The sequence below is a fragment of the Streptomyces sp. NPDC057950 genome, from assembly GCF_042887295.1.
Taxonomy (GTDB): domain Bacteria; phylum Actinomycetota; class Actinomycetes; order Streptomycetales; family Streptomycetaceae; genus Streptomyces; species Streptomyces kaempferi.
This window is the reverse complement of sequence record NZ_JBHVPP010000005.1, coordinates 321344-334664: the sequence shown is the minus strand read 5'-3', so window position 1 is coordinate 334664 and position 13321 is coordinate 321344. Positions and strand designations below refer to the sequence as shown.

Annotated in this window: 11 protein-coding genes and 1 pseudogene; 4 read left to right on the top strand and 8 right to left on the bottom strand. The window is 72.8% G+C overall.

What is annotated here, in order from left to right; all coding sequences use genetic code 11:
• Window positions 1–26: 26 nt before the first annotated feature.
• A complete protein-coding gene (locus ACFVTC_RS12205) occupies window positions 27–872 on the top strand; it encodes a phospholipid scramblase-related protein (protein WP_390126485.1) in 846 nt (281 codons plus the stop codon).
• 67 nt (window positions 873–939) lie between these two features.
• Here the strand turns inward: ACFVTC_RS12205 and ACFVTC_RS12200 are convergent, their stop codons facing one another.
• Complete coding sequence (locus ACFVTC_RS12200; protein ID WP_390126484.1) at window positions 940–1920, bottom strand: DMT family transporter; 981 nt, start codon at window positions 1918–1920, stop codon at window positions 940–942.
• Window positions 1917–2759: a phosphatase PAP2 family protein gene (locus tag ACFVTC_RS12195; RefSeq protein ID WP_390126483.1), complete on the bottom strand. Its 843-nt coding sequence runs from the start codon at window positions 2757–2759 to the stop codon at window positions 1917–1919. The genes ACFVTC_RS12200 and ACFVTC_RS12195 overlap by 4 nt, the downstream gene beginning before the upstream one ends.
• A 222-nt stretch (window positions 2760–2981) precedes the next feature.
• Between ACFVTC_RS12195 and ACFVTC_RS12190 the strand changes: the two genes are divergently transcribed.
• Window positions 2982–3596 carry a TetR/AcrR family transcriptional regulator C-terminal ligand-binding domain-containing protein gene (locus ACFVTC_RS12190; RefSeq protein WP_390126482.1) on the top strand — a complete coding sequence of 205 codons (615 nt, stop codon included), beginning with the start codon at window positions 2982–2984 and terminating at the stop codon, window positions 3594–3596.
• 170 nt (window positions 3597–3766) lie between these two features.
• Here ACFVTC_RS12190 and ACFVTC_RS12185 read toward each other — a convergent pair whose 3' ends face one another.
• Complete coding sequence (locus ACFVTC_RS12185) at window positions 3767–4792, bottom strand: DUF2510 domain-containing protein (RefSeq protein WP_390126481.1); 1026 nt, start codon at window positions 4790–4792, stop codon at window positions 3767–3769.
• 432 nt (window positions 4793–5224) lie between these two features.
• On the opposite strand from ACFVTC_RS12185, the gene ACFVTC_RS12180 reads away from it, so the two are divergent.
• Complete coding sequence (locus ACFVTC_RS12180; protein ID WP_390126480.1) at window positions 5225–7906, top strand: ATP-binding protein; 2682 nt, start codon at window positions 5225–5227, stop codon at window positions 7904–7906.
• 150 nt (window positions 7907–8056) lie between these two features.
• Here ACFVTC_RS12180 and pcaD read toward each other — a convergent pair whose 3' ends face one another.
• The 5 genes and pseudogenes from pcaD to ACFVTC_RS12155 form a co-directional block, all read right to left on the bottom strand.
• Complete coding sequence (gene pcaD / locus ACFVTC_RS12175) at window positions 8057–9265, bottom strand: 3-oxoadipate enol-lactonase (protein ID WP_390126479.1); 1209 nt, start codon at window positions 9263–9265, stop codon at window positions 8057–8059.
• Window positions 9262–10557 carry a 3-carboxy-cis,cis-muconate cycloisomerase gene (gene pcaB, locus ACFVTC_RS12170; RefSeq protein ID WP_390126519.1) on the bottom strand — a complete coding sequence of 432 codons (1296 nt, stop codon included), beginning with the start codon at window positions 10555–10557 and terminating at the stop codon, window positions 9262–9264. Before pcaB ends, pcaD begins: the two co-directional genes overlap by 4 nt.
• Window positions 10558–10679: 122 nt before the next feature.
• Window positions 10680–11243: a protocatechuate 3,4-dioxygenase subunit alpha gene (gene pcaG, locus ACFVTC_RS12165; RefSeq protein WP_390126478.1), complete on the bottom strand. Its 564-nt coding sequence runs from the start codon at window positions 11241–11243 to the stop codon at window positions 10680–10682.
• 2 nt (window positions 11244–11245) lie between these two features.
• Complete coding sequence (gene pcaH, locus ACFVTC_RS12160) at window positions 11246–12016, bottom strand: protocatechuate 3,4-dioxygenase subunit beta (protein ID WP_390126518.1); 771 nt, start codon at window positions 12014–12016, stop codon at window positions 11246–11248.
• Window positions 12017–12252: 236 nt separating this feature from the next.
• Window positions 12253–12522: pseudogene (locus tag ACFVTC_RS12155) on the bottom strand (CoA-transferase); the annotation flags it as partial.
• A gap of 280 nt (window positions 12523–12802) precedes the next feature.
• Here ACFVTC_RS12155 and ACFVTC_RS12150 point away from each other — a divergent pair.
• A complete protein-coding gene (locus ACFVTC_RS12150; protein ID WP_390126477.1) occupies window positions 12803–13264 on the top strand; it encodes a MarR family winged helix-turn-helix transcriptional regulator in 462 nt (153 codons plus the stop codon).
• Window positions 13265–13321 lie beyond the last annotated feature (57 nt).

Below are 13321 nucleotides of genomic sequence, written 5' to 3'. Positions count from 1 at the left end.
CGGCCGATGCGAGGTAGTGTGCCCCGGTGACCACGCATTCGAACACTCCTGCAGGTTGGTACCCGGATCCGCACGGAGCGCCCCAGACGCTCCGGTACTGGGACGGCTCGCAGTGGACCGAGCACACGAATGCGGACCAGCAGGCCCCGGCCGGACAGCAGGTTCCGCAGCAGGCACAGCAGCCGTACGGACAGCCGGCGGCGGCCCCCGACCCGCGCGTGCAGAAGCAGGTGCACCAGCAGGCCGGGGTCGCGTCCGGCGGTGCCGGTGGCGGCACGCTGTTCACCGAGCCCGTCCTGGTGGTGAACCAGAAGGCGAAGCTGATCGAGCTGACCAACGAGTACAAGGTCATGGACCAGCAGGGCAACCAGCTCGGTGCGGTCGTCGAGGTCGGTCAGAGCGGCCTGAAGAAGGCGCTTCGCTTCGTCTCCAGCGTCGACCAGTACATGACGCACAAGCTGGAGATCCGTGACGCCCACGGGCAGCCGGTGCTGCGGCTCACGCGTCCCGCGAAGTTCATCAAGTCGCGGGTGATCGTGGAGCGTCCGGACGGGCAGCCGGTCGGCGAGATCGTGCAGCAGAACATGATCGGGAAGATCAACTTCGCGATCAACGTCAACGGCCAGCAGGTCGGCGCCATCAAGGCGGAGAACTGGCGCGCCTGGAACTTCGCCATCGTCGACCACAGCGGCAACGAGGTCGCCCGGATCACCAAGACCTGGGAAGGCATCGCCAAGACGATGTTCACCACGGCGGACAACTACGTCCTGCAGATCCACTACCAGCTTCCCGAGCCGCTGCTCAGCCTCGTCATCGCGACGGCGCTGACGGTGGACACCGCGCTCAAGCAGGACTCCCGCGGGCTCGGCTGAACCTGACGCATACGAGGAAGGGCGGCCGCGGATCTCTCCGCGGCCGCCCTTCCTCGTCGTGCCCTGCTCACAGGGGCGTCAGATGCCCCGGGTTCGTCCGTTTTCCCGGGTCCGGCTGGTTCGGGATCAAGGAGGGCGCGTACTTGGCGGCCTCGGCCTCCAGCGCCAGCACCGCGGCGACCGGGTGCTCGTCGTCCTCGAAGGGCACGGGTGCGGCGGCGGCAACGGGCTCCGGCGCCGAACGCGACAGCGTGAATACGCCCCAGGCCGCCACCCCCGCGCCGAACGCCGCGAGCAGCAGGCCCGCCGGGCCTCCCTGGAGCTGCTCCCCGAGCAGGGAGAGGCCTATCGCCGCGGCGGCGACCGGATTGGCGAGCGTCACGACGGCCAGAGGAGCGCCGAGTCCACCCCGGTAGGCGGTCTGCGACAGGAGCAGTCCGGCGGTCGCGAAGGCCGCCACGAGCAGCGCCACCACGATGACCTGGACGCTGAGGATCGGTCCGGAACGGTCCGTCACGGCCACCGTCACCGTCTGGGTGAGCGCCGAGGCGACACCCGAGGCGAACCCGGAGGCGGTCGCGTGCCGCAGCCCCGGCCGGGTGCCGGGCCGCGACAGGACGCCGATCGCCACCGAGGTGGCGGCGGCCACGGCCAGCGCCTGCGGCACGCTCAGCACGTCGTCGGGCGCCGGCCCGGACGCCGTGACCAGAAGTGCGGACAGCCCGACCAGGGTGAGCGCGGTACCGCGCCACTCGACCGCGCTGACCCGCCGCCCGGCCACCCGTGCGCCGAGCGGCACCGCGGCCACCAGCGTGAGCGCGCCGAGCGGCTGCACCAGTGTGAGCGTCCCGTATTTGAGGGCGGCGACGTGCAGCAGCGCGGCGGACGCGTTCAGCGCGACCGACCACCACCACGCGGCGTTGCCGAGCATGCTCAGGACGCCCGGTTCGGTGGTCCGGGAGGCGAGCCGTTCCTGTGCCACGGCCGCGGCGGCATAGGCGACGGCCGAGAACAGGGACAGTACGACGGCGGCGAGAGTGGCGTTCATCGTCCTGCCCCCACGAGCTCCGGTACGGACTCCTTGATGTCCCCGGCGGCGGCGAGCTCCTGCGCGCGCCCGGCCGTCGTCTCGGTCCGGTGCGGAAGGTGGATCACGGCCAGGGCGACCCCGAGCAGCGCGGCCGCGGCTATGGAGTCGAGCCAGTAGTGGTTCGCGGTGCCGACGATCACCAGCAGGGTGACCAGCGGGTGCAGCAGCCACAGCCAGCGCAGGCGGGAGCGGGTGGCGGCGATCAGGCCGATCGCCACCATCAGCGCCCAGCCGAAGTGCAGTGAGGGCATCGCCGCGAACTGGTTCGCCATCTGGTCGGTGGCCGGGTGCGCTCCGTACACGGTGGGCCCGTACACCTGTCCGGTGTCCACCAGGCCCGCGGCGGCGAGCAGCCGGGGCGGCGCGAGCGGGAAGGTGAGATGCAGCACCAGGGCGGCGGAGGTGATCACGGCCAGGACCCGGCGCGCCCACACGTAGTGGACCGGGCGCCGCAGGTACATCCAGACCAGGAAGGCCGCCGTGGCCGGGAAGTGGACGGTCGCGTAGTAGGCGTTCGCGATGTGCACCAGGGTGTCGCTGTGCAGCAGCGCGCCCTGTACGGCGCCCTCGCCCGGCAGGTGCAGGGTCCGTTCCCAGTCCCAGACGTGTCCGGCGTTGCGGAAGGCCTCGGCCGTGTGTCCGGTGGCCAGTTGTCGGCCGACCTTGTAGACGACGAAGAGTCCTGTGACGAGCAGGAGTTCACGGACGAGCGGCGGCCGCGCGGCGGTGTCGCGCCGTGACGGCCGCCGTACGGCCGCGGCGGGCTCCGGTTCTGCAGGCTCGGTTCGGGAATCCATCCCCCGGCCCCTTTGCTGACGTTCTTGTGTGAGGTGGTGCGCGGTGAGCCCAGGACAGGCTCCACTCGGTGTCTGTTCGACAGGGGGGTGGATCCTGACCAAGGCTCATCGATACGACAGTGTACCGATACGCCAGTGTACCGATACCAAAGCGTTCCGGTACACTGGCGTATCGATTAGACTCTGTGAAACGGACCACCCGCACGAGCGAGGAGAAGACTCATGACGTCGCAGGCCGCGGAGGGACCGGAGTCGGTCATCGCCTCGCGCCGCTCCAAGATCACGCCCGAGCGTGAGCAGGAGTTCTACGACGCCGTGCTCGAACAGATCCGTACGTGCGGATACGACGCGTTCACCATGGAGGGCGTGGCGGCGAGCACACGCTGCAGCAAGTCCACGCTGTACCGGCAGTGGAAGACGAAGCCCCAGTTCGTGGCGGCCGCGCTGCGCGCCAACCAGTGCCCGCGGTTCTCGGGAATCGACACGGGCTCGCTCGTCGGCGATCTGCGCGCGATGGCGCGGGCCGCCGGGGACTGGTCGAGCCGGGACACCCAGCTGCTCCAGGCTCTCGGCCACGCCGTGCTGCAGGACAGGGAACTGCAGGAGGCCCTGCGCGAGGCGCTCATCGAGCCCGAGATCAGCGCGGTCAAGGAGATCATCGCCCGCGGGGTCGCCCGGGGCGAGGTTCCCGCCGACCACCCGGCGCTGGAGTTCATCCCGGCGCAGCTGTTCGGTGTGGTGCGGGTGCGTCCGGTTCTGGAGGGCGAGTACGCGGACGCGGCGTATGTCACACAGTTCGTGGAGGCCGTGGTGATCCCGGCACTGGGACTGACCTGAGACCCAGGTCGCCGTCCGCGGGATGACCGGACGTCGGCCTGCTCGCGCCGCACCGTGGGGACGGGGGCGGCGCGCACCCCCCGGCCGGGTGGGGCTCCTCTTGAGCGGAGAGGTGCTCCACCCGGCCGATCTGTGTCCGGGGCGGGCGCGGTCGGGCGCGGGCGCCGCGGTCAGGCGTTCTGTCCGTCGCCGCCCACTCCGGCCGCCGGCTTGATGCCCTTGGTGATGTCGTCGATCACGGACTGCTGAGGGCCCTTGGAACCGGCGTCGACGCCGAAGCGGACGACGACCAGCGACTTGGGGTCGGCGGGGGAGGGGAGGACGAGTGATTCGACGTAGCCGTCGTCGCCCTTGCTGGTGACGACCTTCCAGCGGACGAGATAGCCCTTCTCGCCGGCCACGGTGACCGCCCGGGAGGCGAGTTCCGTGTGTGACGTGATCTTGCCGTAGCCCTTGCCGTAGGACTCCTGGGCGTTCTTGGAGATGTCCTCCTTGGCCGCCGCCTCCGCCGTGGTCGACTTGATGCCCTGGTACCGCGCGGGCGCCGAGTAGGCGCCGCCCCGCTGACACTTCTGCGAGGTGTCGCCGGGACACTTGTAGGTGTCCTTGGTCGACAGCACCGCGCTCCCCATGCCGCTCTGGCCGGTCCAGTTGTCGGGCACCGGAATACTGATGCCGCTGTACGCGTCCGTGGCGTAGCCGTCCTCGGTCCGCGGAACCCCTGACCGGCCCGGCGCCGGGGTGAGCCCCTCGGAGCCGCCCGAGCCGCCCGAGCCGCCGGGAGCGCCGCCCGGTCCGCCCTCCGGTCCGCCCTCCGGGCCGCCCGAGCCGCCGCCCCGGCCGCCGCCGAATCCGCCCTGGCCGTTCTGCCCGTCGGGTCCCTGGGCGCCGGCGCTGTTCCCGCCGTTGCCGTCGTTCTTGGTGAGGGCGTACACGCCACCCCCGATGCCCGCGAGGACCGCGATCGCGGCGACGACGGCGATGCCGGTGCGCAGCCCGCGCCGCCGTGGCCCGGAGGGTGGGACCGGGTACGGTCCGGCGGCCGACGGTTGTCCCGGGGGACCCCACGCGGCGCCCGACCCGAGGGGGCGGGTCTGCTCCGTCCATGCCCTGCCGTCCCACCAGCGCTCGGTGGCGGGACTGTCACTTGTCTGCCCGGGGTCGGGATACCAGCCGGGGGGAGTCACCTGCGTCATGGACCCCACCGTATGAGCCCTGGGTGAAAGGCGGATGAGAGGGCACCGGTTCCACCGTCCGCGGAGACCGGAACCCCCGCGCGGGACGCGCCGGCGTGCGGCGCGGTGCGGCGGCGATGGGACCGCCGCGCCGATGGCGCCGTACGCCGGCGGTGCGTCGGTCCGGCCACCCGCGCCTTCTCAACTCGCGGGACCCGTAAGGGATTTCTCCCGGGTCCGCACCGAGTCCGCCGACGGGAAGGCGGACGACGTCCTGACAGCCGTCGACCGTCCAGGACCTCCACGGCTCCGCCCGGCGTCCTGTCGCGCCGCCTTCCCGGGCGCGCCGTCACCCGTCTCGGCAACAGGTGCCCGGACCCCCCTCCGCATCGGCTCGGGGACGGCTAGGCTCGATGTCTGTACGTCGTCCGTGCGGCCCGGGGAGGTAGCGGTATGACGCAGGCGCGGCCGGGCCCGGCGGCCTCCGCCCTCCTCTGGGAGCGCGAGACGGAGATCGCGGACGTCGCACAGGCCGTGGACACACTGCGCGCGGACGCCTCGTCCTCGGGCAGTCTGCTGGTGTTCGGCGGCGAGGCGGGCATCGGCAAGACCGCCCTGCTCGCGGAGGCCCGCAGGACGGCCGAGGCCAAGGGCTGCACGGTCTGGTCGGCCCGCGGCGGCGAGACCGTCACCTCCGTCCCCTTCAACGTCATACGGCAGCTCCTCCAGCCGGCCATCGTCTCGCTGATGCCGGAGGAGGCCCGCGAATACCTGGGCGACTGGTACGAGATCGCCGGCCCCGCTCTCGGCATCGCCGAGCCGGGTGACCGCCAGGCCGACCCGCAGGGCGTGTGCGACGGACTGGTCGCGGCCGTGCGGCGGCTGGCCAAGCGCGAGTGGCCGCTCGTCCTCATGGTCGACGACGCGCACTGGGCCGACCAGGAGACCCTGCGCTGGCTGGCCGCGTTCGCCGAGCGCCTCGACGACCTGCCCGTCCTCGTCGTGGTCGCCCGCCGTCCCGGCGAGGTCACCGGCGAGCGGGCCCGTCACCTCGACGCCGTCGTCGCCGCGGCCCGCCCGATCGTCACCCTCAGCGCGCTGACCCCCGACGCCACCGCGGGACTGACCCGCGCCACCCTCGGCGGCCACGCGGACGCCCCGTTCTGCCGCGAGGTGTGGGCGGTCACCGGCGGCAACCCCTACGAGACCGTCGAACTCCTCGCCAAGGTGCAGGACACCGAGCTGGAACCGGTCGAGGCGTCGGCCGCCGAACTGCGCGCCCTGAACCGCTCCGCGCGTGGCCGCGGACTCGTCGCCCGCCTCGAAGGGCTCGGCATCGACGCCACCCGCTTCGCCTGGGCGGCCGCGATACTCGGCACGGGCATCTCCCTCGACCTCGCCGCCCAGCTCGCCGGAATGCCGCTCGACGAGGCCGAGCGCTGCGCCGAACTGCTCGGCGCGGCCCGCATCCTCACCGACGTCGAACCTACGAGCAGCCAACTGACCTGCACGGAGCTGGAGTTCGTGCACCCACTGATCGCCAGCGCCGTCTACCGCTCGATCCCCGACGCGTTACGCACCGCGATGCACGGCCAGGCCGCCTGGGCGGTCACCGAGTCGGGCCGGGGCGCGGCGGCCGCCTCCCGCCACCTCCTCGAAGTGCACCCGGACGACGACCCCGAGCTCGTCGAGCAGATGCGCGAGGCAGCCCGCGAACACCTGGCCGTCGGCGCGCCCGACGCGGCCCGCCGCTGTCTGGAGCGCGCACTGAGGGAGCCCCCGCTCCCCGAGGTCCACGCCCGCGTGCTCTACGAACTGGGCTGTGCCACCCTCCTGACCGCCCCGGCCACCACGATCGGCCATCTGCGCGCCGCGCTCGACCGGCCCGGCCTGGTGGGCGACCTGCGGGTGGACGCTGTCTTCCGCCTCTCCCAGGCGCTGGTCCACAACAACCAGTTGGACGAGGCCGTGCGCACCGTCGACGCGGAGGCAGCCCGGCTCGACCCCGGCCCCGCCCGGATGCGCTTGCAGGCCGTGCACTACATGTGGGAGGGCATCCACGCCGGTGAGGACCACGTGCCGGGACGCTCCCGAGGGCTCGCCGAACTCGCCGGGACCTGCACCGGGCGCGACAACTCCGAGCGCGCCCTGCTCATACTGCGCGGCTTCGACGCGATGACCCGGGGCGAGAACGCCGAGGAGGTCGTGGAGCTCTGCGACCGGGCCCTCGTCAACGGCCGCCTGGCACCCGGACTCGGCTGGACCGACACCGAGTGGGGCCTCGAACTCCTCATGATGCTGGGCAGTTCGTACGCCTACGCGGACCGGCTCGACAGGGCCGAGAGCCTCTTCTCGGAGGCGCTGCGCTCGTACACGACCGCCGGCTGGAGCGGCGGCCATCTCTCCCTGGCACACGCCTTCGTCGGTCTCGCGCACCGCAGGCGGGGCCGGCTGAGGGACGCCGAGACCACCCTGCGCGAGTCACTGCGCATCGCCGAGCGGGTCGGACGGGGGCTGCCCCTGTACTGGTCCGCGACCTGCGGACTCGTCGACACGCTGCTCGCCCGCGGCGACGTCCGGGAAGCCTGGGCGATCGCCGAACAGTACGGCTTCGCACCGCCGTACCCGACCACGATCGTGCTGCCCGACACCCGCTCCGTACGCGGCCGGCTGCTGATCGCCGTCGGCCGGGTCAAGGACGGCATCAACGAACTGGAGGCCGCCGAGAAGGCGTCCGCGGTGCGGGGCCACCACAACACGGTGATGGCGCCCTGGTCGATCGACCTCGCCCGCGCGCTCGCCTCGGAGGATCCGGTACGCGCCGCCGCACTGGCCGTCGACGCCCGGCGCCGGGCCGAGCGCTTCGGCACCGACACCGCCATCGGCGAGGCACTGCGCTGCGCGGCGGCCCTCGAGTCGGGCCAGCGTGCGGTACGTCTCGCGGCGCAGGCCGTCGCCTACCTGGAGGCCTCGCCCTGCCAGTACGAACACGCGGCGGCCCGTGTCGAGTACGGCATCGCGGCGCGCTCGGTCTCGGAGCTCAACAAGGGTCTGACGCTGGCCCGTTCGTGCGGGGCTGACGGACTGGTCGCGAGAGCGGAGGAGGTTCTGGCGACGGGGCGGGGACTGCGGTAGGCATCGGGCCGACCACCCGGCGAGGGGCCCGTACGCCACCGGCGCCGGGCACACCGGACCCGGCCGACGGCGGTGACAGGCGTCCGGTCGCGCGTCGGGGGTGGTTACGGGGCAGGTGCGGTCGGCGCACCTCACGCCCGCGGGGATCGCTCACGCTTCCCCGGAGGTCCTGGCCGCATCTCGTTCGCCGTGCTCACCGCGCGCGTCCCGTCCATCGCCGTCGGCCGCACCTGGCCCGTCGAGTTCGTCGAGCACCCGCTGAGCCACCGCGAACGCCGAATTGGCCGCCGGGACACCGCAGTACACGGCTGTCTGGAGCAGTGCGGCCCCGATCTGCTCGGAGGTCAGACCATTGCGGCGCGCCGCCCGGACGTGCATCGCCAGTTCGTCGAGGTGACCGTGTGCCACCAGCGCCGTCAGCGTGATCAGGCTGCGCTCGCGGCGCGACAGTGTCGGATCCGTCCAGATCTCCCCCCAGGCGTAGCGTGAGATGAAGTCCTGGAAGCGGGCGGTGAACGGGGTCTGCCGGGCCTGCGCGCGGTCCACGTGCGCGTCGCCGAGAACCTCGCGGCGTACTTCCATGCCGCCTGCTGGATGCCCGTCGAAGTGCCCGCGCAGCGCGGCGGTTACGGCCTCCGGGCGCTCCGCGGGCGCCAGGTGCGAGGCACGCGCGATCTCCGTGAGCGAGGCGCCGGGCACCGCGTCCGCGATCTCCCGCAGATGCGCGGGCGGCGTCGCGGGGTCCTCGCGGCCGGCGACCAGCAGGGTCGGCGCGGTGATCGACGACAGGCGGTCGCGCAGGTCGAAGGTGGCGAGCGCGTCACAGCAGGCGGCGTACGCCTCCGGGTCCGCGGTCCGCTGGTCCTCGATCAGCCGTGGAACGGTGAACCCGGGCGTGAACCAACGGGAGTTCGCGCTCTGCGCGAGCGCGGCCAGGCCCTCCCGGCGTACCGTCCGAGCGCGCTCCTCCCAGGGCCCGGCGCCGTTGAAGTGGGCCGAGGAACAGATGACGGCGAGGGCGGCCACCCGGTCGGGGTGGTGCACGGCGAGGTGCAGACCGACCGCGCCGCCGAGTGAGACGCCCGCGTAGGCGAACCGGTCGACGCCGAGCGCGTCGGCGAGGGCGAGGACCAGCGTGGCGAGGTCGGCGACGGTCGCGCCGGGCCCGATCAGGTTCGCGGGGGAACCGCCGTGCCCCGGCAGGTCCCAGCGCACCACCCGGTGCGTGAGCGACAACTCGGGCGCGACCTCGTCCCACAGGGCGGTCGAGGTGCCGAGCGAGGGGCCGAGAAGAAGAGGGGGAGCGGTGGCCGCCCCCTCGGCGCGGTGGTACAGCCTGCCTTCGGGCTGGGTCTTCAACGTCGCTCCAGAGCACGGTCGGTGAGGACTCCGGCGGAGCCCGTGTAGCGGGTCGGGTCGGTGAGATCCACCAGGTCGACGTCCTTGAGCCGCGGCTCCTCGCCCAGTACGTCCACGAGGGGACGGTCCTCGGCGACGGCCTGTTCGGCGGCCCGGGTCAGCAGTTCCCTGGCACGGGCCCGTCCGAGCACGGGGGCGAGCTCGACGGCCAGCCGCTCGGAGACGATCAACCCGTGGGTGAGGCTGAGGTGTTCACGCATGACGTCCGTGTTCACCCGCAGCCCCTCGGCCAGTTCGGCGGCGCCGCGGGCGGCGCCACCGACTAGCCGCAGCAGTTCGCGCAACGGCTCCCACTCGGCGTGCCAGGCACCGGCAGGCCGCTCGTCCTCGGCGGTCATCGACGCGTACAGGGTGGCGGCGAGTCCCGGTGCGCGCCGGGCGGCGGCGGCGATCAGCGTGGCCGCCACCGGATTGGCCTTGTGCGGCATGGCGGACGAACCGCCGCCGCTCCCCTCGGTGACCTCGGCGATCTCGGTGCGGGAGAGGGTGAGCACGTCGACGGCCGTCTTGCCGAGGGCACCGGCCGTCACGGCCAGTGCCCCGGCCAGGTCACCGATCGGGGTACGAAGGGTGTGCCACGGCAACGCCGGTTCCGCGAGGCCGAGTTCGCGGGCGTACAAGGCCACCAGAACCTGCGGGTCGTCGGCGCCGAACGCGGTGAACGCGGCCAAGGTCCCCGCTGCCCCGCCCAGTTGGGCGGGAAGGCGCAGGGCCGCCAGCCGGTCCCGCGCGTCCAGGACCAGCGCGCGCCATCCCGCCGCCTTCAGTCCGAAGGTCGTCGGCACCGCGTGCTGCGTCAGCGTCCGGCCGGGCAGCACCGTGTCCCGGTGGGTGGCGGCGAGGTCCCGCAGCGCCCGCGCGGTGCGCTCGAGGTCCTCCAGGACCGGCCGCAGCGTGCGGCGGGCCACCAGCATCATCGCGGTGTCCATGATGTCCTGGCTGGTCGCGCCCCGGTGGACGTACGGGCCGTACTCGGCGCCCACGGCCGCCGTCAGATCCGCCACCAGCGGGATCACCGGGTTGCCGCCCTCCCGGGCGCGCGACGCGATCGATCGTGCGTCGAGGTCCGCGGCGGTGACGGCGGACAGGGCCGAGGCGGCCGCGCCCGGCGCCAGAGCGAGTCCGCCCCAGGCCCGCGTCAGCGCCGCCTCCGCGTCGATCAGCGCCTGCAGGAACGCCCGGTCCGAGGTCAGGGACGACGCGGGGGAGCCGGCCCGTCCGGGGGCGAGCAGACCGGTGTCGGGGTCGCCGGGGTCGCCGTGACCGCTCCGGTCGCCGGAGTCCCCACGAGGGTCGCGGGCGGAGGGATCGGTGAGGTCGGCGGGGGCCGCGGGATCGGCCGGGTCGGCAGGTGTCACTGGAACTCCAGGAAGACCGTCTCGCCTTCGCCCTGAAGACGGATGTCGAAACGGTACGTGCCCTCCGGCCCCTCGGCCGCGATCAGCGTGGCGCGCCGGTCGGCCGGGAGCGAGTCGAGCAGCGGGTCCTCGCCGTCGGCGAGGTACGCGCGGGTGAAGAGGTGGCGCGTCAGACCGCGGGCGAAGACGCACACACCGAGGTACGGCGGTCCGGCGTTGCCCGGCGGCAGCGTCCGCAGGGCCCAGTGCCCGTCGGCGTCCGTACCGACCCGACCGAAGCCCGTGAAGTCGACACCGTCGCGGATGAGGAAACCGCCCGTCGAGGGGTCGCGGCGCATCGAGCCGGGGGCACCCGCCAGTGAGCCGTCGGGTGCCGCCTGCCAGAAGTCCAGGAGGGCGTCGGGTACCGGACTGCCCGCGCCGTCGGACACGTACCCGTGCACGGTGATGGTGTCGGGGTGCCCCGGGGGCGCCACCTGCCCGCCGCCGGGGAAGGGCAGCGCGTGGCCGTAGAAGGGGCCGATGGTGTGGGACGGGGTGGGGAGCAACCGCTCGGTCATGCTCAACGGCCTTCCTCGATCCAGGTGGCGGAGGGACCGTCGAGGACGATGTCCCATGCGTAGCCGAGCGAGAACCCGGGCTGGGAGAGCGCGTGGTCGTAGGTGGCGATCAGCCGGTCGCGGGCCGCCTCGTCCGTCACGGACCGCAGGATCGGGTCGTACGGGAAGAGCGGGTCGCCGGGGAAGTACATCTGCGTCACCAGGCGCTGGGTGAACGCGGTGCCGAAGACGGAGAAGTGGATGTGCGCGGGCCGCCACGCGTTGGTGTGGTTCCCCCACGGGTACGGTCCCGGTTTGATCGTGGTGAACCGGTACCGTCCCTGATCGTCCGTCAGCGTCCGTCCCACGCCCGTGAAGTGGGGGTCGAGCGGCGCAGGGTGCTGTTCGCGCAGATGCGCGTAGCGGCCGGCCGCGTTGGCCTGCCAGATCTCGATGAGCTGGCCGCGGACCGGCCGCCCGTCGCGGTCCAGCACCCGGCCGGAGACGGTCATGCGCTCGCCGACCGGCTCGCCCCGGTGCTGCCGGGTCAGGTCGTCGTCGATATCGGTGATGTCGGTGACGCCGAAGACCGGACCCGACAGCTCGACCGTCTCCGGGTCGCCGCCGCCGACCGCGACGAGCGGCTGCCGGGGGTGGCGGAGCAGGGAGCTGCGGTACGGGGGGTAGTCGCGCTCCGGATGGTGCCGGACCGGGGCGCCACCGGCGACCGCCTTGTCGTAGGCGTCCTGGCGGTCCTTGATCTCGGCGTCGATGTCCGACTGGGTGAGGGCCATGCGGGGGCTTCCTGTCGTTCGGGGGCGGGGCGGGGGCGAGGCGATGGCGATGGCGAGGGTCTGGCCGACACTGATGTCCCGGCCGACTCCGGTGCACGGTCCTATGCGCGGGACGGGTGAGCGGGCGAGGAGTTCCCGGAGGGTGTGCGCGGGCGGGTCGTCCGGGCGGACGGCGGACGGCGAGCCGTGGTGCCCGCCGGACGGGGCGCGGACGGCGTCGACGACGCAGCCGTGCCTCATGGCAGCTCCCGGGGGGTGTGCGACGTGGCGCCGGTTCTGGCGGCGACCTCCCGTGCGGTGACGTCGGGCGCCGTCTCCGCCAGGACGAGACCGTCGCGGGTGATGTCGAGGACGCCGAGGTCGGTGATGATCCGGTCGACACAGCCCTTGCCGGTGAGAGGCGGCGCGCACTCCTGAAGGATCTTCGGCGAGCCGTCCTTCGCGGTGTGGGTCATCACCACGATCACCGTCCTGGCCCTGTGCACCAGGCCACCGCCTCCGCAGCCGTGGCGACCACCTTGTCCATCCGTGAAGCCCTCTCTCTCCCGAGCGTCCCGGGTCGTCGTCGAACAGGGCACAAATAGTCAGGACACTGAGTATCTCTTCAAGGCTCGATTCACGCTGCCACCCGGGCGTTCCGCCGTCAAGACCCTGCCTGGAGCAGCGCGAGCAGGTTCGATCCGTGCGAAAGACAGGCGGGTTGAGTGGAAGGTATCGTCAGCATGTTCAGTGCACATACCAAAAAATGCCGGACGTACGACCGTGCCGACGATCTCTGGAGCGCATATGGCCGCGGTGGACCTCTCCACCCACCCCGGGCACCTGGCCCGGCGGCTGCAGCAGGCGCACTACCTGCTGTGGAACACGATGGTCTCCGAGGAGATCACCTCGCCGCAGTTCGCGGTCCTGAACGCGCTCGTCGCGGAGCCGGGGCTGGATCAGCGCACGGTGGGGGAGCGGGTGGGCCTCGACCGCTCCACCATCGCCGAGGTCGTCAGCCGGCTCGGCCGCCGGGGCTTGCTCGACAAGGTGCGCGACCCCCAGGACGGCCGGCGCTCGCTGCTGCGCCCGACGGACGAAGGGACGCGCACGCACCGCAGACTGACCGTGCGCACGGCACGGATGAACCAGATCTTCCTGGCCCCGCTCTCCGCCGAGGAGCAGACCGTGTTCTTCGATCTCATCCGGCGGGTGTCGGACGCCGCGGAGGGGCTCCGCAATCCGACGGAGCCCCTTCCGGCCCCGTAGCGGGCCCGGCGGTGGGCCGCGACTGACGCCGCCCGGCAGGGTTGCGCCGGACGCCGC